General features: G+C 68.8%; 21 protein-coding genes. 9 read left to right on the plus strand and 12 right to left on the minus strand.

Annotated features, from left to right (window positions below):
* Nucleotides 1-284: 284 nt before the first annotated feature.
* Nucleotides 285-1,793: an aldehyde dehydrogenase family protein gene (locus ACGF7Y_RS29220; protein ID WP_393239234.1), complete on the minus strand. Its 1,509-nt coding sequence runs from the start codon at nt 1,791-1,793 to the stop codon at nt 285-287.
* 166 nt (nt 1,794-1,959) lie between these two features.
* On the opposite strand from ACGF7Y_RS29220, the gene ACGF7Y_RS29225 reads away from it, so the two are divergent.
* Complete coding sequence (locus ACGF7Y_RS29225; protein WP_393239237.1) at nt 1,960-2,745, plus strand: SOS response-associated peptidase; 786 nt, start codon at nt 1,960-1,962, stop codon at nt 2,743-2,745.
* 293 nt (nt 2,746-3,038) lie between these two features.
* Here ACGF7Y_RS29225 and ACGF7Y_RS29230 read toward each other — a convergent pair whose 3' ends face one another.
* Nucleotides 3,039-3,320, minus strand: a complete 282-nt coding sequence (locus tag ACGF7Y_RS29230) for a hypothetical protein (protein WP_393239240.1) — start codon at nt 3,318-3,320, stop codon at nt 3,039-3,041.
* Nucleotides 3,321-3,412: 92 nt separating this feature from the next.
* On the minus strand, nt 3,413-3,907 hold the full coding sequence (ybaK, locus tag ACGF7Y_RS29235) for a Cys-tRNA(Pro) deacylase (RefSeq protein ID WP_393239243.1): 495 nt from the start codon (nt 3,905-3,907) through the stop codon (nt 3,413-3,415).
* 296 nt (nt 3,908-4,203) lie between these two features.
* Between ybaK and ACGF7Y_RS29240 the strand changes: the two genes are divergently transcribed.
* Together ACGF7Y_RS29240 and rsrA are read left to right on the plus strand one after the other, a co-directional pair.
* Nucleotides 4,204-4,836: a sigma-70 family RNA polymerase sigma factor gene (locus ACGF7Y_RS29240; RefSeq protein ID WP_063053296.1), complete on the plus strand. Its 633-nt coding sequence runs from the start codon at nt 4,204-4,206 to the stop codon at nt 4,834-4,836.
* A gap of 20 nt (nt 4,837-4,856) precedes the next feature.
* On the plus strand, nt 4,857-5,123 hold the full coding sequence (rsrA, locus tag ACGF7Y_RS29245; RefSeq protein WP_393239326.1) for a mycothiol system anti-sigma-R factor: 267 nt from the start codon (nt 4,857-4,859) through the stop codon (nt 5,121-5,123).
* A 79-nt stretch (nt 5,124-5,202) separates the two neighbouring features.
* Here the strand turns inward: rsrA and ACGF7Y_RS29250 are convergent, their stop codons facing one another.
* Nucleotides 5,203-5,277 (minus strand): 50S ribosomal protein bL37, encoded by a 75-nt coding sequence (locus ACGF7Y_RS29250; protein WP_022597109.1) that lies wholly within the window; start codon nt 5,275-5,277, stop codon nt 5,203-5,205.
* 90 nt (nt 5,278-5,367) lie between these two features.
* Here ACGF7Y_RS29250 and ACGF7Y_RS29255 point away from each other — a divergent pair, with 90 nt between their 5' ends.
* Entirely contained in the window at nt 5,368-5,583 is a 216-nt protein-coding gene (locus tag ACGF7Y_RS29255) for a biotin/lipoyl-binding carrier protein (protein ID WP_357131864.1), read from the plus strand.
* A gap of 22 nt (nt 5,584-5,605) precedes the next feature.
* A complete protein-coding gene (locus ACGF7Y_RS29260; protein ID WP_357046112.1) occupies nt 5,606-7,120 on the plus strand; it encodes a histidine kinase N-terminal domain-containing protein in 1,515 nt (504 codons plus the stop codon).
* Nucleotides 7,121-7,557: 437 nt separating this feature from the next.
* On the opposite strand, the gene ACGF7Y_RS29265 is transcribed toward ACGF7Y_RS29260, so the two are convergent.
* Entirely contained in the window at nt 7,558-7,812 is a 255-nt protein-coding gene (locus tag ACGF7Y_RS29265) for a WhiB family transcriptional regulator (protein ID WP_011211115.1), read from the minus strand.
* A 255-nt stretch (nt 7,813-8,067) separates the two neighbouring features.
* Nucleotides 8,068-9,012: a diacylglycerol/lipid kinase family protein gene (locus ACGF7Y_RS29270; protein WP_393239250.1), complete on the minus strand. Its 945-nt coding sequence runs from the start codon at nt 9,010-9,012 to the stop codon at nt 8,068-8,070.
* A 199-nt stretch (nt 9,013-9,211) separates the two neighbouring features.
* Between ACGF7Y_RS29270 and ACGF7Y_RS29275 the strand changes: the two genes are divergently transcribed.
* The gene (locus ACGF7Y_RS29275) at nt 9,212-9,625 is read left to right on the plus strand and encodes a hypothetical protein (protein ID WP_393239253.1); all 414 of its coding nucleotides are present in this window, start codon (nt 9,212-9,214) and stop codon (nt 9,623-9,625) included.
* On the opposite strand, the gene ACGF7Y_RS29280 is transcribed toward ACGF7Y_RS29275, so the two are convergent.
* The 6 genes from ACGF7Y_RS29280 to ACGF7Y_RS29305 all read right to left on the minus strand — a co-directional run bounded on the left by ACGF7Y_RS29280 (nt 9,604) and on the right by ACGF7Y_RS29305 (nt 15,103).
* Nucleotides 9,604-10,311 carry an endonuclease V gene (locus ACGF7Y_RS29280; protein ID WP_393239255.1) on the minus strand — a complete coding sequence of 236 codons (708 nt, stop codon included), beginning with the start codon at nt 10,309-10,311 and terminating at the stop codon, nt 9,604-9,606. The genes ACGF7Y_RS29275 and ACGF7Y_RS29280 overlap by 22 nt on opposite strands.
* Nucleotides 10,312-10,314: 3 nt before the next feature.
* Nucleotides 10,315-10,842 (minus strand): GNAT family N-acetyltransferase, encoded by a 528-nt coding sequence (locus tag ACGF7Y_RS29285; RefSeq protein WP_393239258.1) that lies wholly within the window; start codon nt 10,840-10,842, stop codon nt 10,315-10,317.
* The gene (locus ACGF7Y_RS29290; RefSeq protein ID WP_393239261.1) at nt 10,839-11,444 is read right to left on the minus strand and encodes an acid phosphatase; all 606 of its coding nucleotides are present in this window, start codon (nt 11,442-11,444) and stop codon (nt 10,839-10,841) included. Before ACGF7Y_RS29290 ends, ACGF7Y_RS29285 begins: the two co-directional genes overlap by 4 nt.
* Nucleotides 11,445-11,528: 84 nt before the next feature.
* Nucleotides 11,529-12,041: a nitroreductase/quinone reductase family protein gene (locus ACGF7Y_RS29295; RefSeq protein WP_393239264.1), complete on the minus strand. Its 513-nt coding sequence runs from the start codon at nt 12,039-12,041 to the stop codon at nt 11,529-11,531.
* 41 nt (nt 12,042-12,082) lie between these two features.
* Nucleotides 12,083-13,312: a hypothetical protein gene (locus ACGF7Y_RS29300; RefSeq protein WP_393239267.1), complete on the minus strand. Its 1,230-nt coding sequence runs from the start codon at nt 13,310-13,312 to the stop codon at nt 12,083-12,085.
* A 27-nt stretch (nt 13,313-13,339) separates the two neighbouring features.
* Nucleotides 13,340-15,103 (minus strand): DEAD/DEAH box helicase, encoded by a 1,764-nt coding sequence (locus tag ACGF7Y_RS29305; RefSeq protein WP_393239329.1) that lies wholly within the window; start codon nt 15,101-15,103, stop codon nt 13,340-13,342.
* A 409-nt stretch (nt 15,104-15,512) separates the two neighbouring features.
* On the opposite strand from ACGF7Y_RS29305, the gene ACGF7Y_RS29310 reads away from it, so the two are divergent.
* From ACGF7Y_RS29310 to ACGF7Y_RS29320, 3 genes are read left to right on the plus strand one after another with little or no spacing between them, the layout of a single operon-like run.
* Nucleotides 15,513-16,370, plus strand: coding sequence for a hypothetical protein (locus tag ACGF7Y_RS29310; RefSeq protein WP_393239270.1), 858 nt, complete (start codon nt 15,513-15,515; stop codon nt 16,368-16,370).
* A 56-nt stretch (nt 16,371-16,426) separates the two neighbouring features.
* Nucleotides 16,427-17,482, plus strand: coding sequence for an alpha/beta hydrolase (locus tag ACGF7Y_RS29315; protein WP_393239273.1), 1,056 nt, complete (start codon nt 16,427-16,429; stop codon nt 17,480-17,482).
* Between the two features lie 27 nt (nt 17,483-17,509).
* The gene (locus ACGF7Y_RS29320) at nt 17,510-18,211 is read left to right on the plus strand and encodes a ferritin-like fold-containing protein (protein WP_393239276.1); all 702 of its coding nucleotides are present in this window, start codon (nt 17,510-17,512) and stop codon (nt 18,209-18,211) included.
* The last annotated feature ends 7 nt before the right edge of the window (nt 18,212-18,218 follow it).

Raw genomic sequence — 18,218 nt, forward strand, 5'->3', positions numbered from 1 at the left:
CGGCGCACGCGCGGGTCGCTTTGTGCTCCGGCCGCGTGCTCAGCCAAAGTTGTTGCGCGAGAAGGGATTACCGGGGTCGGGATGTGGCTGGTGTGGCGGTGCTGACCGAGTGCCCCGGTTGCGCGGTTCCCGGGGCGCGGACGTTGCCCGACCGACTTTTTCATAGCGCTCGCCGTCGCGATCAGCGGTGCGCAGGGCGCTCTCCGGGGGAACCGCTCTGGCGCCACCTATGGCACGGGCCGGGTACTCGACGACGTCGAGTACCCGGCCCGGCCGTCGGATTCTTACTTATGCCGCCCGTGCAGGAACGGAACGAGCTTGCGCAGCAGCTTCATCGTGGAGTCGGTACGGCTGTAGCTCAGCAGCGCCATTCCGGGAACGGTGAAGCGCTGCACCGCGATCGAGTGCGGGCGGGTGAACTCGCGCAGACCCGGCTCGCCGTGGATGCGGCCGATGCCGGAATCGCCGACGCCGCCGAAGGGCAGGCCGGGGATGGCGGCGAAGGCGAGCACGGAGTTCACCGAGGTGGCGCCGACGCGCAGCCTGCGCGCGATGTCGAGGCCGTTCTTCTTCGAGTAGACCGCCGAGGACAGGCCGTACTTGGAGTTGTTGGCCAGTTCGACCGCCTCGTCCACGCCGTCGACGGTGCGGATGGTGATGGTCGGGCCGAAGGTCTCCTCGGCCACCGCCTCGGAGTTCTCGTCCACGTCGACCAGCACGACGGGTTCGATGAACGGCGCCTTGACCGACTCGGGCCCGCCGAGCACCGCGGTGCCGCCGTTCTTCAACGCGTCCTCGATGTGGCGGCGCACGATGTCGATCTGGCTCGGCATGGTCATCGGGCCGTAGGCGGCCTTGTCGTCCGAGCCGGGCTTGATGTCGGTGAGGATGCGCTTGACCTCGGCGACGAACTCCTCGCGCACCGAGCGGTCGACGTAGACCCGCTCGACGCCCGCGCAGGTCTGGCCGCTGTTGGCGGTGGCGCCCCAGGCGACCGCGTCCGCCGCGGCCTTGATGTCGGCGTCGGCGGCGACGATCACCGCGTCCTTGCCGCCGCACTCCAGCAGCACCGGGGTGAGCCGCTCCGCGGCGGCGGCCATGATCCGCTTGCCGGTGGCGGTGGAGCCGGTGAACGCGATCTTGTCGACCTCCGAGCGGACCAGCGCCGCGCCCGTCGCGCCGTAACCGTTGATCGTGATGAAGACGCCCTCGGGCAGCTCGGGGTTGGCCGCGGCGAACGCGTCGGCGAGGAAGTTGCCGATGCCGGTGGAGTATTCGCTCGGCTTGAACACGACGGTGTTACCCGCGGCCAGCGCGTAGGCGATGGAACCGTTCGGCGTGTAGACCGGGTAGTTCCACGGGCCGATCACGCCGACCACACCGAGCGGGCGCTGCTCGAGCCGGGCACTGAAATTCGACATCAGCGCGCCGGGGGAGACCTTCTTGGGTCCGAGCACCTTCTTGGCGTTCTTGGCCGCCCAGGCGATGTGCTCGAGCGCGAGCATCAGTTCCAGGAAGGCGTCGTCGAGCGGCTTGCCGTTCTCGGCGTGGATCAACTCGCAGAATTTCTCCGAGTCCTGCACCAGCTTGCTCGACCAGCGCAGCAGGTGCGTGCGCCGTTCGTCGAAACTCAGCGCGCCCCAGGTGGCGGCCGCTGCGCGAGCCTTGGCGACCGCGGCGGCCACCGCGGCGTCGTCGGCGATGACGTGCGTGCCGATCACCTCGCCTGTCGCCGGATTGACCGACGTCAGTGCCGTGTCGTGATCGGCCGGTTTGGTGTCGGTGGATGTCACAGTGGGTCTCCTCTTGCCGTCTCCGGTGGACGGTCGATGCGCGTGTCCGAGTGGACGGGCAGCCCGTCCTTCCGATGAGAGAATGCTATGCCACAACTCTCAACTGGTCACCAGCTATGTACCAATTGTCCCCGACTCTGTCGGTGGCGAGTGGGACTATCGGGATATGTGCGGACGATATGCGACCACGACCAACCCTGGCAGGCTCGCGGTCGAGTTGGATGCGATCGACGAGACCGACTCCGCGGACCAGAGCTCTTTCACCAACTACAACGTCGCTCCGACCACCCAGGTTCTCACCGTGGTCGAGCGGCACGATCAGGGCGGCGAGGACGACCCGAAGCGGCGGATCCGGCGGATGCGCTGGGGGCTGATCCCGGTGTGGACCAAGGCCGCCGAGCCCGGTGTCCCGGTGAAGGGCAAGCCGCTGTTCAACGCCCGCGCGGACAAGGCCGCCACCACGCCCTCGTTCCGCGACGCCGTGAAATACCGGCGTTGCCTGGTACCGATGGACGGCTGGTACGAGTGGGTCGTGGAGCCGAACGGCGAGAAGGGGGCGAAGGGGAAAGTCGCCAAGCATCCGTACTACATGGCCCACGCGGACGGTTCCCGCCTCTACATGGCCGGTCTGTGGTCGGTTTGGCGCGACCGGTCCCAGCCGGAGAGTCAGCCCCTGCTGTCGTGCACCATCCTGACCACCGACGCGGTCGGCGACCTGACCCGCATCCACGACCGGATGCCGCTGCCCATGCCGCGGCAGCACTGGGACGCGTGGCTGGACCCGGATCACCCGGCGCCCGCGAGCCTGCTCGAGACGCCGTCGGAGGAAGCGGTCGCCGATATCGTGGCCCGCCCGGTGCCCGCGCTGGTCAACAGCGTGCGCAACAACGGACCGGAACTGCTTGCCCGCGTGGAGGATCAGAAGGGCGCCGAGCAGATCAGTCTGTTGTGAACGAGTCGTCGGCCTGTGTCGGTCCGGCCGCCGCATGCTCACGCAAGCCGATCGGATAGCCGGCACTCCTGGCCCAGCGATATCTCGCGGGCCGAGGTGCCGGTGTGACCGCCTAGCGCGACCACACCGGCCCAACTACCGGTTTCGAGCGAAGCGAGACCGAGCATGTTCCGTTCGCGGCCCGGCTCGTGTCCGAGCGGCCGCCGCGTCCGCGACGAAGTCGCCAGCGGTGGTCGCTCGGACACGAGCCATGAAGGGACCGCGGACACGCCGCGACGAAGTCGCGGCCAAAATTACAGCGAGCACTTCACGCTCGGTGAGGCGATATTGAGCCCGCATTTGATGATTCCAGCGACCAGGTCGATCAGCTTGGTGGTGACGTTCCCGCTGAGTTTCTCGGCCTTTCCGGCCTTGTCATCACTCTTCGATCCCTGACCGTCGAAGTCGAACACGGAATCGCTGACCTGCGTGACCGGCGAGGTGCCCGGCGAGGCGGCGGCCTCGGGCGCTAGGAGCGTTACCGGACCGAGAGCCAAGACGAGCGCTCCGGACAACGCGACGATCACGGCGCGCACACGCTGGTGCGTAGACATTCGCATCACATCCTCACGAGTCGGGTCGATCTGGCCAGTTCAGTAACGCACAGATCGCGCCGATGGTGGACGAATTACGCGGATGTCACGGGGGCGGTCACGGCGGCGGTCAACCGGATCAGGTCGGCGGGCGCCAGCTCGATCTCCAGTCCGCGCCGTCCGGCGCTGCACAGCATCCGGTCCCAGCCCAGCGCCGACTCGTCGATCACGGTGGGCAGCGGCTTGCGCTGACCGAGTGGGGAGATGCCGCCGAGCACGTACCCGGTGGTCTTCTCCGCCCGCGTCTTGTCCGCCATGCTCGCCTTCGGCGCGCCGAGCGCCGCGGCCGCGGCTTTGAGCGACAGGGTGTTCGGCACCGGAAGCACGGCCACCGCGAGCGAGCCGGTGGCGAGTTCGATGACCAACGTCTTGAAGATCTGCTCGGCCGCGACGCCGAGTTCGGCGCCCAGCGCGTCGACCGCCTCGGTGCCGTAGGAGTCGGCGCGCGGATCGTGCTTGTAGGCGTGCACCCGATGGGACACCTTCGCCTGGGTCAACGCGCGGATCGCCGGAGTCGAGCCTGCTGCCATGGCCAAACCTTAACGGCGGCCGTAGCCCGGCCTGCAACGGGATTTCCTGCGCATTCGCCGCGAGCGGGAGGAACCCGGGAACACCGGACGGGTCGCGCATGTTGTAGCCGGTACACCGCGCTCGGACTGGTTTCCAGCGCGTGAGCAGGCCCTATGGATACGTGAAGGAGATGCCTGTGCCCGTGCTGCTCGACGACCGCCCGGTATGGACCGAGGTGTCCCCGGCGGACGGCGGATTCTCCTTCGATATGCCGATGCCGGTAGATTTGGCAGGTACGGCGATCGAAGGGACAGGTGTGACGAGCGACGATGACGTGGCGGCCGACGATGTCGGCGCCGTCGACGATGCCGAGCTGGCACAGCGGTTCGAACGGGACGCGCTCCCGTTGCTCGACCAGCTCTACGGCGCCGCGCTGCGCATGACCAGGAATCCGGCGGATGCCGAGGACCTGGTCCAGGAGACCTACGTCAAGGCCTACCAGGGCTTCAAGTCGTTCCGGGAGGGCACCAACCTGCGTGCCTGGCTGTACCGGATCCTGACCAACACCTACATCAACTCCTATCGCAAGAAGCAGCGCCAGCCCGCGCAGTATCCGACCGACGAGATCACCGACTGGCAGCTGGCCGCGACCGCCGAGCACACCTCGCAGGGTCTGCGCTCGGCCGAGGTCGAGGCGCTGGACGCGTTACCGGACGACGACATCAAGGCCGCGTTGCAGGAACTCCCCGAGGAGTTCCGCATGGCGGTGTACTACGCCGATGTCGAAGGCTTCCCGTACAAGGAGATCGCCGACATCATGGGCACGCCCATCGGTACGGTGATGTCCCGGCTGCATCGCGGCCGCAAGCAACTGAAGGGTTTGCTCGCCGATGTCGCGCGCGAGCGCGGTTTCAACCGTTCGGGGGAACGCCAGGAGGTCAAGCAGTGAGTACCGAACGGGACCCCGACATGGAGCTCGACTGCACGGCGGTGCTGGCCGACGTGTGGTTGATGCTGGACGGGGAGTGCGACGAGGCGACCAGGGCGAGGTTGCAGCACCACATGGAGCACTGCAGTCCGTGTATCGAGGCCTACGGCATCGAGGAGAAGGTCAAGAGCCTGCTCAGCCGCAAATGCGGCGGTGATCGCGCGCCCGATTCGTTGCGCGAGCGCCTGACCATCGAGATCCGCCGGACGTTCGTCGTCGGGGAGACCTCGGTCGACACCTCGGAGTAGCCGGTCGGTGAAACGTGAGCGGCACGCCTTCCCGCTGGAAGTGCGTGCCGCTTCGTGCTTTTCGAGCCGAGCGTCGCGCTCAGGCGTTGGGCCGCTTGCCGTGGTTGGCTGCGTTCCCCTTGCGGCTACGCTTCTTACGTCCGCGCTTACCCATGAGTAGTCTCCCTTCTGATTGAAGGCCATTCTTTCACGTGTGGTTGGCTGTACCGTCAGCGGATACAGGCCAACGAGTGAATGGGGTGCCATGGCTGAGGAAGTGCTCGCCGAGCTGGTGTCGGTCGTCTACCAGGTCGTCGCCAAGGAGGGCGACGAAGTCCGGGAGGGCGATACCCTGGTGATCCTCGAGTCGATGAAGATGGAGATCCCGGTGCTCGCGGAGTCCAGCGGTACGGTGACTTCGATCGGCGTCAAGGAGGGCGACGCGATCAAGGCGGGCCACCTGATCGCGGTCATCTCCTGATCGATTGCGGCGGTAGATCTGCATGGCGACACTGAGCGAGCTGCTGGCCGAGCACACCGACCTCCCCGGGGTCGCCGTGGACCATCTGCAGCGGGTGGTGGGCGATTGGCAGCTGCTGGCCGATCTGTCCTTCGCCGATCTGCTGCTGTGGGTCGGTGCGGGCCCGGTGACGGAGGGCGCGGACATCGTGTGTGTCGCGCAGTGCCGTCCCACCACCGCCCACACCGTGCACCAAGAGGATCTGGTCGGCACGTCCGCTGTGCAAGCCGAACATCCGCAAGTTTTCGAGGCGTTGGCCAGCGGCGATATCGTGCGAGCCGACAGCGACGTCGAGACATCCGGCGTCTACCACCCGCGTCCGGTGCACGCCATTCGCGAGGCCATCCCCGTGCGCTGCGGTGACGATGTGATCGCCGTGCTGAGCCGGGACACCGATCTGCAACGCTCCCGGGTGCGCAGTCAGCTGGAGAGCGCGTACGTGGCGTGCGCGGACGATCTGTGCCAGATGATCGCCGACGGCACCTTCCCGACCACAGAGGATCGCGCGGCCACCCATTCCAGCCCGCGCGCCGGGGACGGCTTCATCCGGCTCGACACCGACGGCATCGTCGTCTACGCCAGTCCGAACGCGCTGTCGGCCTATCACCGGATGGGCCTGCAGGCCGACCTGGTCGGCCAGGATCTCGCCGTCACCACCCGGTCCCTGATCACCGATCCATTCGACGCCCAGGAAGTGGTCGGCGATATCCAGGCCGCGCTGGCCGGGCGGACCGGCCGCCGGATGGAGGTCGAGGCGCGCGGAGCCACCGTGCTGCTGCGCACCCTCGTGCTGCGCCCGCACGGCGAGCTGGCCGGCGCCGCCGTGCTCGTCCGCGACGTCACCGAGGTCAAGCGGCGCGATCGCGCCCTGCTGAGCAAGGACGCCACCATCCGGGAGATCCACCACCGGGTGAAGAACAATCTGCAGACCGTCGCCGCGTTGCTGCGCCTACAGGCGCGCCGCACCGAGAACGAGGAGGCGCAGGTCGCGCTCACCGAGTCGGTGCGCAGGGTCACCTCCATCGCGTCGGTGCACGAGATGCTGTCGATGTCGGTGGACGAAGAGGTCGATCTCGACGAGGTCGTCGACCGGCTGCTGCCGATCATGGCCGACGTGGCCACGGTGCACACCACGCGCATCAAGGTGCGCCGCGCGGGCTCGCTCGGTGTGTTCTCCGCCGAACGCGCCACCCCGCTGGTGATGGTGCTCACCGAACTGGTGCAGAACGCCATCGAGCACGCCTTCGATTCGGGCGAAAACGGCACGGTGACAATCCGTTCCGAGCGTTCGGCGCGCTGGCTGGACGTGATCATCAGCGACGACGGCCGCGGCCTGCCGCCCGGGTTCAGCCTGGAGTCCTCCGATCGGCTCGGCCTCCAGATCGTCCGGACGTTGGTCACCGCCGAACTCGGCGGTTCCATCGGCCTGCATCCAGGCGCCGATATCGGCACCGATGCCGTCCTGCGGGTCCCGCTGGGCCGTCGTTCGGGCCGCTGACCGATCGGCGGTGGACGGATCCGCCGCTTCGGCACCGGTCGCGTGCGAACTCCCGGGACCTGTTGCTCGGAGGTCGCGGGTGGGCGCTACTCGGGTGCGGTCGGCGGCTTGCGGCGCAGTACCCGTCGGAATGTCCGTATCGGGTGGAATGCGAGGTGCGGGCCGGATTCGCTACTTGTCCCATGCGCTGGAGAACCGACTACTTTCGCACAGGTCCCGCGCATTCGCGAGTCGAATCGCCGACCGGTCGCAATTGCGGCAATTGCCGTTGCATGCAACCGTATTGGGTCGGTTCCCGTTTCCTCCGCGAAGCGAGACCGGGTATTTCCAGTTCGTGATCCGGCGGGCATAAACAACACAGCCCGGCACCTATGGGTGCCGGGCTGAAATGCGTTACCGGGCCGGGCTGAATGGCCCGGTAATGCTGATCGTCTGGCTCAGACGACAGTGCGGGTGCGGGTGCGCGCGTTGCGACGCTTGAGCGCCCGGCGCTCGTCTTCGCTCATACCACCCCACACGCCGGCGTCTTGTCCGGACTTCAGGGCCCAGGACAGGCAGTCGGCGGTTACGGGGCAGCGAGCGCAGACCAGCTTGGCATCGGCAATCTGCGCGAGCGCCGGACCACTGTTACCCACCGGGAAAAACAGCTCGGGGTCCTCATCGCGACAGATGGCCTTGTGGCGCCAGTCCATTCCTCTGCTCCTTTGCTGGGCGCCGCATGGGGCGCCTATGGGTTTGTGGTTCGTTCACTTGTGCGACTCGAATGTTTCCGCACGGTTGCTTGTGAATGCTTTCACGAACACCGTAGATGTCAATAGGCACGCGGTGCACCGTGGGGAAGCTCACGCTCTGAAGGCCCCCACAGGGGGAAGCCTGCCCGGTCCTTTGTACTCGCTCCACCGGGTTTTCGCAGCACTACCCGCGATGTTTTCGGGGGTGTTTCGCCCTCAGCGCGGCCGCGGAGCGACGACCGCGAGGACGTCGGGCACGGCAGTGAAATCCACCACGTTGCGCTTGCCGATGAAGTCGCCATCGATTTGCAGGCCGATGGGTTCTTTGGACTCGATTCGTACGGTGGGAACGTCGTCTTCGCGAAATAAATTGCGGGACTGAGGGTTTCCGTCGGCTGCGAGGAGCTGGCGCGCGAGCAGCAGGGTGGGGACGACGGCCATGGAGCGCACCGCAAACACTCCGAGCCCCGTTTCGAACCGGGTGCCGGGGTTGGTGTGCACCGGCGTGGCGTTCAGGTAGGTCCACGGTGTGGTGTTGGTTACGAAGGCGTAGTGCACCCCGTCCACCGGATCACGGCCGGGAATTTCCACTTGAACGCCCGGTTCGTCGCGCTTTGCCCGGAAAAATTGCCGAACGGTCGTTCGAACGTATCGCCCGGGAGTGGCGGCGCGGCCGCGGGCGCGGCTGGCGTCGATCGCCTCACACACGTCGGCGTCCAATCCGACGCCCGCGCTGAAGCAGAACCAGCGGTCGTCGGCCAGTCCGAGACCGATCCGGCGATCGGTCTCCACCGTGAGCAGGTCGATGAGCTGATTGGTGGCGGTCACCGGGTCGGGGGAGATGCCGAGCGCTCGGGCGAAGACGTTGGCCGAGCCGCCGGGGATCACACCGAGGCGCGGCAACCAGGCTTGACCGTCGTCGAGGACCGGCAACGGCAGGAAGCCGTTGATGGTCTCGTTGACCGTCCCATCGCCGCCGTGCACGACGACGAGGTCCATCTCGTTGGTCGCCGCCCATTGGGCCAGTTCCGCGGCGTGGCCGCGGTGCTGAGTGTGCGCAACGGTCAGCTGGGTGCGGCTCTCCAGCGCGTGCGCCAAGAGGTCCCTGGTCGCCGGCGTGGTGGAGGTGGCATTCGGGTTCACGATCAGCAGCGTCCGCACGATGGCAGCCTAGTTGGCCGCCGGCCCGCGCCGGAAAAGCGGCGAGCGGCGCCCCGTCTGCCGTTGCGCGGGCATACGCCAGGACGAGGGCGGCACCGAGCGGGTCGTAGGCTTGCCGCGTGAACGAGCGTCAGCGAGGAAAGCGAGGACACCGTGCGCCGTCGCGCACGACGGAGCCGAGTGCGGGCGAGGCGCTGGCGTGAGCGACGGAAATGCGGGGGCGGTGCCGACGACGGTGCGGGCGGCGGGTGCCCTGGTGACGCTGGAAGGCGTGGTCGCGGTGGGCGTCGCCATCGTGCTGGTGGTGCGTGGGCTGCTCGGACACGATCAATCCACGACCAGCGGCTACGGCACCGCGGCCTGGTTCGGCATCCTCGGCGGCGCGGTGCTGGCCGCGGGCGCAGGACTGCTGCTGGGGAAGCGCTGGGGGCGCGCGATCGCGGTGATCGCGCAGTTGCTGCTGCTCCCGGTCACCTGGTCGCTGCTCACCGACTCGCATCAGCCGGTCTACGGCGCTGCGCTCGGGGTCGTCGCGGTCGCCGCGCTGGTGCTGCTGTTCGCGCCTGCGTCCACCCGCTGGATGGCCCAGGACTACGGGGTCGAGCCGGAGTAGTCCCCGGCAGCCGCGCGCAGCGCCGCCCGGCAGAGCTGGTCGGCGTGGCGGGTGGTTTCCGGTAGCCGGTACCGCGGGGTCAGCGCCAGCACCTGGGCGCATGCGGTGTCGAGGTCGATGCGATGGCCCACGGAGACGAACACCGGCTTGACGCCGCTTCTGGTGCGCAACGCGCGCCCGACCACCACCGCGTCGATGGTGATGTCGGTGGCCGCGCCCCGTTCCGGACCGGGTTCGGCATACTCGCCCCACACGGTTTTCGCCACGCCGATCGTCGGGACCCCGGTGAGCAGGCCGAGGTGGCAGGCGAGGCCGAAGCGGCGCGGATGCGCGAGTCCCTGCCCGTCGCAGATCAGCAGATCAGGTGCGCTGTCCAGTTTTCCGAGCGCGGCGAGGGTCGCCGGGATCTCCCGGAAAGCGAGCAGGCCCGGCAGATACGGGAAGTCCGCGACGCCGTGCGCGACCGCGGACGTGACCGGGTGCAGGGTGTCGGCCGCCAAGACCACCGCGGCCGCGGCCACCGCGCCGGTGTCGTCGTAGGCCGAGTCGAGTCCGGCCACCGTGCGGAACCGTGCGCCCGGCGGGGTCACCGGCGAGACCAGCGGCCGCAATTCGTCCTGCATCGCCATGGCCGATTCGGCGGTGGTGGGCCAGGCCCCGAGGTCGAACGGCGGGAGCCAGGACATCCGCTACCGCGCCTCGGCGGCCAGCTTGCCGAGCGCGTCACCCGCCAGCCGATAGCCCGCCCATTCGACCTGAGCCACCGCGCCGATCGACTCGTAGAAGTCGATCGATGGCTTGTTCCAGGTCAGCACCGACCAGGCCACGCGGCTGTAGCCATGGTCGACGGCCTCCTTCGCCAGGGCCGTGAGCAGCGCCTTGCCGTAGCCCTTGCCCCTGGTCACCGGTTTGACGTAGAGGTCTTCCAAGTAGATGCCGTGCACGCCGTCCCAGGTGGAGAAGTTGAGGAACCAGATCGCGCAGCCCAGCAGGCCCGACTCGTCCGCGACCACATGCGCGAACACCTTCGGCTCCGGCCCGAACAGCGCGGCGCGCAGCTGCTCGGCGGTGACCGTGCATTCGTGCCGCGCCTTCTCGTATTCGGCCAGGTCGTAGACGAGATCGACCAGAGCGGGCACGTCGGAAGGGACCGCGCGACGCAGGACGGCGGCGCCGAGGTCGACGGCGGTGGGGTCGGCGGGGACGGTTCGGGTCACAGTGACGCTCCATTGGGTACCAGGTTGTGCGCGCGGATCGCGCGCGCGTCGTGTTCGTAGCCGAGCACGGTCAGCGCGCCGGTCGACATGGCGAACCGGCGGCCCTCCCGGACGTCGAATTCCGCCCAGCGGGCGATCAGTGCGCGCGAGAAGTGGCCGTGCCCCACCAGCACGATATCCCGCTCCGGCAGCACCGGCGGCACGGCGGCCAGCACCCGATCGGCGCGCTCGCATACCTGCCGGGCGGTCTCGCCGTCCGGGACCGGACCGGTCCAGATGGTCCATCCGGGTACGGTCTCGCGGATCTGGGGGGTGGTCAGGCCCTCGTAGGCGCCGTAATCCCATTCGGCGAGTTCGTCGTCCACCACGGCGCCGGTGAGCCCGGCCAGCTCGGCGGTGCGTCTCGCACGGAGCCGAGGACTGGTGCGTATCAGCGGGTTTCGCAGGTTCAGTGTGGTGAGCAGGCCCCCCGCCGCCTTGGCCTGCTCTTCGCCGCGCTCGGTGAGCGGGAGATCGGTGCGGCCGGTGTGCCGCCGCTGTGTGGACCAGCTGGTCTCGCCGTGCCGGAGCAGCACAACGCGGGCATCGTCGAGTGGGGACATGTCTCCATGATGGTCCACCGATGATCATGGCGGTGCGCTGGATCGGACGCCCTCCGGAGCCGAACCCGCGCCCACCGCCGGGAGCTAGGACTCGATCGGGTCCCCCAGTTCGAGCACCACCAGGGGAAGCGGCCGCGAGACCTTGGCCTGGTAGTCCGCCAGCAACGGATTGTTCGCCATCACCCACGCCGCGAACTCGTCGTACTCGGCTCCCTCCAGCGCCCGTGCCGTGCCTCGATGGGTGGTGGGCCCCAACTCGACGGTGACGGCGGAATCGGCTTTCACGTTGTGGTACCAGGCGGGGTATCGGTCCTCGATGAACGAACTCACGTAAAGGGTTTCGTCACGGCGCAACAGGCCGAGCGGGACCATGTGCGTCTTGCCGCTCTTGGCTCCGGTGGTGGTGAGCAGGATCAATTCACCGCCTTCGTACGCGCCGCCGACCTTGCCCGCGTTGTCGCGGAACTCCTGGATGACACCGTCGTTCCAGTGCGTGATGTCTTCGTCGGAGTACTGCTGGTTCCACGGCGCGTCCGGATCGTCGTAGGAGGTGATAGCAGCACTGTTTTCACTTGCGGCGGCGGGGGTTTCGCTCATGCCGCCAGTGTGCTCCACGGCACCGACAAGTTCGCCGGGTCTCACGCGAAGGCGTGCAGTTCGCCCTCGCGCTGTTCGAGTACGGTCGTCCCGATCACGGTGAGGGAGATGGGGCCGCCGCCGTAGCCGGGTCGCTCCACCGGGATACGCCCCGCTTCGGCTCCCGTGGCGGGGTCGAGGACGGTGAGCGCGCCGGCGGTGGGCAGCAGCAACTTTCCCGCCATCAGCGCCGGTGCGCCCAGCGCCGCGCCCGCGGTCCACAGCGGGTCGAAAGTGCTGCCGTTCAAGGCGATCACGCTGTTACCGGTGAAGACCAGATAGGCCGAACCGATGCGGGTGGTCGTCGCCGTCTGGCTCAGCGGCGCCGAAAGCTGATGCACCACAATAGGATTGCCGTTCCCGTCGTAGACGGCCAGGCGCGGCGGCAGCGACTCCGCACCGGTGGTGACGCCGGGGAAGTAGAGCACGATCCGGCTGTCGGACACCGCGATCACCCGGGCTTCCGCGGAATCCGCTCCGGGACCGGTCAACACGTGCGAGCCGTACTCCTCCGGCACCGTGTTGTCCTTGGGGGCCGGGTTCAGCACGGTGAGCCGTTCGGCCGGGTCGGCGGGGCAGCGTTCCAGCACGGCGAGCCGGGACGGACTGGAGCCGGAGGACAGCAGCGTGCAGCCCTTGCGCGGCTGGGTCTTGACGTTCACCGGGGCGTCGACGAAGCCGTACTCCACGGTGCGCACCAGGTCCGAGCGCCACATCTCCAGCCGCTGCGGTCCCTGCGCGAGCAGGTAGGTGCCGTCGACCGACAGCCGCACGTCGCGGTCCATGTAGCTGCTGCGCGCCGTGCGGCGGGCGCCGCTGTCACCCGCCAGCATCGTGGCCTGGCTGCACCCGCGCTCGTCGCGGTAGACCGCGATCACCATGCCGTACTGGCCTTCGACCCCGCACAGCGGCAAGTCGCGCCGGTACTTCCACAGCTGGTCACCGGTGCGCGGATCCCGGCCGGTGACCGTGTCGCCGTCGCCGGTCACCGCGACGCCGCCGGACACGAGCGCACGCGCGCTCGCGCCGTCCGGCGCGTGCCACAGTTCGCGCAGCGCGGCAGGCAGTTGATCGGCCGCCGCAGGGGTCGGCACCGTGGAGGACGCGGTCACCGACTCGGTGCCGTGCGCGTCGCCGCGCACCCACACCAAGGCCCCGGCGATCACCACGAGAACCGCGATCGCGACTGCGGAGATGATATCGGCGCGCGTCCGCCGCTCGGGTGCGAGCACGAAAGCGAGACTAGCCGATCCGAGCGGTCAGGCGGAGGCCGCTGCGGCGGGCTCCGCCGCGCTCCCGGCGTCCTCCGCCGCCGCGTCGCCCTCGCCGGCACGACGGCGCCTACGCCGACGACGAGCGGGCCGGTCGACGGTGCCGGTCTCGTCCGCGTCGTTGTCATCCGAGCCGCCGTGCTCGTCCGAGGCCTCGGTGCTCGACTCGTCGCCGGCGGTGTTGTCGGTCCCGTCGGCGCTCGGCTTGCGCCGCCTGCGCCTGCGGCGTGCGGGCTTGTCGGCCTCGGACTCCGCCCCCGCCTGCTCCGAAGACGTGCTCTCGGCGTCCGCGGGCGAGTCGGTCTCGGCCGCGTCGGTGAGGTTCGGCGCGCCGTCGATCGGCTGCCCGGCGCGGGTGCGCCTGCGGTTGCGCTTGCGCGGGGTGCGGGCCGGGCGTTCGACCACGACCGCGTCCGCGTCGCGTTCCACTTGCGCCTTGCGCACCACGCCCGTCACGCCTTCGGGAATACCGAGATCGGAGTACAGGTGCGGCGAGCGCGAGTACGTCTCGACCGGGTCGGGGATGCCGAGGCCGAGCGCTTTGTCGATCGCCGACCAGCGGTTGAGCTCGTCCCAGTCGATCAGCGTGATCGCGACGCCGGTGCGTCCCGCCCGGCCGGTGCGCCCGATCCGGTGCACGTAGGTCTTCTCGTCTTCCGGGCACTGATAGTTGACGACGTGCGTGACGTCGTCGATATCGATACCGCGCGCCGCGACGTCGGTGGCGACCAGCACGTCGATGGTGCCCTTGCGGAACTTGGTCAGCGCCTTCTCGCGGGCGATCTGCCCCAGGTCGCCGTGCACAGCGCCCACCGCGAACCCGCGCTCGGCGAGGTCGTCGGCCACCTTCTGCGCCGTACGCTTGGTGCGCGTGAAGATCATCGTCGCGCCGCGGCTCTCGGCCTGCAGGATGCGCGCGATCAACTCGCTCTTGTCCAAGGCGTGCGCGCGATAGACGAACTGCGCGGTGCGGTCGTGCACCGCCGAGTCGTGCGGCTCCTCGGCCCGGATGTGCGTGGGCCGGGTGAGGAAGGTGCGCGCCAGGGTGATGATCGGTCCCGGCATGGTCGCGGAGAACAGCATGGTCTGGCGCTTGTCCGGGACCATGCCGAGGATGCGCTCGATATCCGGGAGGAAGCCCAGGTCGAGCATCTCGTCGGCCTCGTCGAGCACCAGCACGCCGATCTTGCCGAGGATCAGGTGCTGCTGGTCTGCCAGGTCCAGCAGCCGGCCGGGCGTGCCGACCACCACGTCGACGCCCGCGCGCAGCGCCGCGATCTGCGCCTCGTAGGGGCGGCCGCCGTAGATGGACGCGACGCGCAGCGGGCCCTGGTGATTGGTCAGGTACTTGCTCGCGTTCTCCAGATCCTTGGTGACCTGGATGCACAGCTCACGCGTCGGCACGATGACCAGTGCGCGCGGTGTGCCGTCCAGTGGCGTCGTGCCGGATTCCGCGGTCGCGATGCGGTGCAGCAGCGGAACGCCGAATCCGAAGGTTTTACCCATACCGGTACGGGCCTGACCGATGAGATCTTCCCCGGCGAGCGCCAGTGGAAGGGTCAGTTCTTGAATGGCGAAAGTACGTTCGATTCCGATCTCGCCGAGTGCGCGGACGATTTCCGCGCGCACGCCCAATTCGGTGAAAGTCGGGGCGGTGTGCGTTGCGTCCAGCTCGGCCGTCAACAGGGTCTCCGCCAGGCCTGGTTCCTGATCGACTGTGATCTTGCTCAGGGTTCGTGCCTTCCTCGTAATCACGTCCCGCGCGCACGAGGTGGGGCGGACCGGGCGGTCCGCGACGACCACGACTCCGCAGGCGATACTTCACCCGGCCACGCTCCGGATGCCGGGCGCCTGCCGGGATAAGCGGCGGCTACCTCGCAAAACATCGGCGCGGCGCACTGGTGACGCGGATTGGTGCGCGCACATTTTCCTGTCCAACGAAAACTTCGCACCCGAAACCGGTCAGCGGTCGCAGCGGCGTCTCCGCGATGTGCGTGAGCGCGACGTCCGGCAACTCTGTCGAGCGAAACTTTCCGTTGTCCGACGCGATTGTAGCGTGATATTGTGCGTCGCTCGAATTGCCACTGCGGCGCGCTCCCGGAAATCCGCCGGACCCGTCGCGTGCTTTCGCCGCACCGCGCCCCCACGTACGCTGCGCCACATGGGAATTCATCCGGCTCGGCAAATCTGGGCGACGCTCGAACCGCTACACGATGTGGTCTATTTCGGAACCGGCGTCAAGGAGGCGGGCGTCGGTATCGGCCTGCGCGGCTACTGGCAGACCTACTTCGCTTTCCGTGCCGCACCGCTGGGCGCGGTGACACCCGCGACGGTGCAAGCGGTCTTCGCCGGATTCCACCCCGACATGGTGCGGCGCGCGCTGCCGGAGGCGTGGGAGCGGGCGACGCCGCAAAGCTGCCTGACCGCCCGCCTCGACCTGGCCACCGGTCTGCTGCGCGGCATCGGCGCGGGTGACGCGGTGTGCGCTCGCGCGGTGGAGTTGCTCACGCCCGCGCAGCGGGCGGCCGATCCGACCGGCCGGGCGCTGTTCGCCGCGAACGCGGACCTGCCGCTGTCGTCCGACCCGGTGGCGGCGCTGTGGCAGCTGAGCACCTCGCTGCGTGAGCACCGCGGCGACGGCCATGTCGCGGCGTTGGTCACCCACGGTCTCAGTGGACGTCAAGCGCTGGTCGCCCAGGTGGCCGCGGGTAAGGCGCCCGAATCGGTGATGCGCCCCGCGCGCGGGGTGTCGGAGGCGGAGTGGGCCGATGCCTTCGACGAGTTGCGCGCCCGGGGCTTGGTGGAAGGCGAACCGGTCACCCCCACCCTCACCGGCAGCGGCGCGCAGCTGCTCGCCGAAGTCGAGGCCGAGACCGACGACGCGGCGTGGACCGGCGCGCTCGCGGTGCTGTCGGCCGACGCGATCACCGAACTCACCACGTCGCTCGAGCCGCTGGTGCGCAGCGTGCAGGAGGCCGTGGTCCCGCCGCTCAACCCGGTCGGCATGGGCCCGCGGTAGCGCGCTCCGGGGCTTGCCTGTTACCGGCGGTACCGGAATATGAGACTCTCTTCGATGTGAGCCTTGCCGACACTGTCACCCTCGCCGCACGCAACGCGTGGGCACTGACCTTCGGCTCCGGCATCGAGGCGCCGGACCCGACTCCCGCGACGATCCTGTGGGACCAGCCGCATCGGCAACTGCGGCGCTTCGAGCGAGCGGACGCCACGGTGCCCGAAGGGGATTCGGCGGTCCTGCTGGTACCACCGCTAGCCGCGCCCGCCAGCTGTTTCGACCTGCGGCCCGACCAGAGCCTGGCGCGCTTCCTGCTGGAGATCGGCCGCAGCCCGTATGTCGTCGACTACGGCGAGATCACCTTCGCCGACCGGCACATGGGTTTCGAGGACTGGATCGATGACATCCTGCCCGAGGCGGTGCTGCGCACCAGCGCCGATCGCGACGGACGCGCGGTCGATCTGGTGGGCTGGTCACTCGGCGGCACGCTGGCCTTGTTGACCGCCGCGGCGCACCCCGAGCTGCCCATCCGCTCCATCACGGCCGTCGGCTCACCGCTGGACTACGACCGGATGACCGGCGTGCCGCAACTGCGCGCTGTCGCCGAACTCACCGGCGGCCGGGCCACCTCCACCGTCATCCGCGCGGCCGGTGGCGTTCCTGCGACACTGACTCGAATCGGCTACAGGATCACCGCCTGGGACCGCGAGCTGACCCGGCCGTGGTTCGTCGCGAGCAATATCGCGCGCACCGAGGCGCTGGCCAAGATGGAGACGATCGATCGGTTCATGGCCGAGATGCCCGGGTACCCCGGCCGTTTCTACGGCCAGCTGTGGGGCCGGTTCATCCTCGCCAACGACATCGGGCGGGGTGTCGTCGTGCTGGGCGGACGCCGGATAGAACTGGCGGATGTGACCGCGCCGGTCCTGCTCGTGGGCGGGCCCTCCGACGTGATCACCCCGGCTCCCGCCGTCGAGGCGGGCGCCCGCGTGCTCACCGGAGCGGCGATGGTCCGCTACGAGAGCGCCCCCGGCAGCCACTTGGGCATCCTGGCCGCACCGACCGCGCGTGACACGACATGGAGTTACCTCGAGAAGTTCCTGGCCGAGACCGCCTGAATCGCCGTGAGTATTACGCTGGGGCACATGGGAGCACAGTCACCTGCCGCGTCAGGTGTTTCGTCGACCGACCCAGCAAGCCTCTTCATCCCCGCGAGTCATCCCGGCGTGACCGACCTGTTCGCGGTGCTCGCCTACGGCGAGATCTCCGCGTTCTACCGGCTGGCCGAGGAGGCCAAGCTGTCGCCGACCCTGCGGGGCAAGGTGGCGGTGGCGAAGATGGCCGCGGCCGAGATGGAGCATTTCAAGACGCTGGAGTCCGCGCTGGCGGCGCGGGGCGCCGATGTCTTCGACGCGATGGCGCCGTTCGTGCGCGCGCTGGACGACTACCACGCCTCCACCGACCCGTCGACGTGGCTCGAGTCGATGGTGAAGTTCTACGTCGGTGACGGCATCGCCGCGGACTTCTACACCGAGATCGCGGGCGCGCTGACTCCCGATGTCGCCGCGGTGGTCCGCGACGTGCTCGCCGAGACCCGGCACTCGGAGTTCGTGGTCGAGGAGGTGCGCCGCGCGGTCACCGAGAGCCGCTCCGAACGCGACCGGCTCACCCTCTGGGGCAGGCGGCTGCTCGGCGAGGCGCTCACGCAGGCCCAATACGTCATGGCGCAGCGCGACGAACTCACCGACCTGGTGCTCACCGCCACCGGCGACCTCAACGGCATCGCGGCGCTCATCGAGCGGATGCAGGACAGTCACGCCGAGCGCATGGCGGTACTCGGCATCTGAGCGCGGG

The sequence above is a fragment of the Nocardia sp. NPDC047654 genome (assembly GCF_043205035.1).
Lineage (GTDB): Bacteria > Actinomycetota > Actinomycetes > Mycobacteriales > Mycobacteriaceae > Nocardia.

Excerpts from the sequence above, each read along its gene's own strand:
- ACGF7Y_RS29225 (WP_393239237.1), top strand. The coding sequence starts at position 1,960 with ATGTGCGGACGATATGCGACCACGACCAACCCTGGCAGGCTCGCGGTC.
- ybaK (WP_393239243.1), bottom strand. The coding sequence starts at position 3,907 with ATGGCAGCAGGCTCGACTCCGGCGATCCGCGCGTTGACCCAGGCGAAG.
- rsrA (WP_393239326.1), top strand. The coding sequence starts at position 4,857 with ATGGAGCTCGACTGCACGGCGGTGCTGGCCGACGTGTGGTTGATGCTG.
- ACGF7Y_RS29255 (WP_357131864.1), top strand. The coding sequence starts at position 5,368 with ATGGCTGAGGAAGTGCTCGCCGAGCTGGTGTCGGTCGTCTACCAGGTC.
- ACGF7Y_RS29260 (WP_357046112.1), top strand. The coding sequence starts at position 5,606 with ATGGCGACACTGAGCGAGCTGCTGGCCGAGCACACCGACCTCCCCGGG.
- ACGF7Y_RS29265 (WP_011211115.1), bottom strand. The coding sequence starts at position 7,812 with ATGGACTGGCGCCACAAGGCCATCTGTCGCGATGAGGACCCCGAGCTG.
- ACGF7Y_RS29280 (WP_393239255.1), bottom strand. The coding sequence starts at position 10,311 with ATGTCCTGGCTCCCGCCGTTCGACCTCGGGGCCTGGCCCACCACCGCC.
- ACGF7Y_RS29290 (WP_393239261.1), bottom strand. The coding sequence starts at position 11,444 with ATGTCCCCACTCGACGATGCCCGCGTTGTGCTGCTCCGGCACGGCGAG.
- ACGF7Y_RS29295 (WP_393239264.1), bottom strand. The coding sequence starts at position 12,041 with ATGAGCGAAACCCCCGCCGCCGCAAGTGAAAACAGTGCTGCTATCACC.
- ACGF7Y_RS29310 (WP_393239270.1), top strand. The coding sequence starts at position 15,513 with ATGGGAATTCATCCGGCTCGGCAAATCTGGGCGACGCTCGAACCGCTA.
- ACGF7Y_RS29320 (WP_393239276.1), top strand. The coding sequence starts at position 17,510 with ATGGGAGCACAGTCACCTGCCGCGTCAGGTGTTTCGTCGACCGACCCA.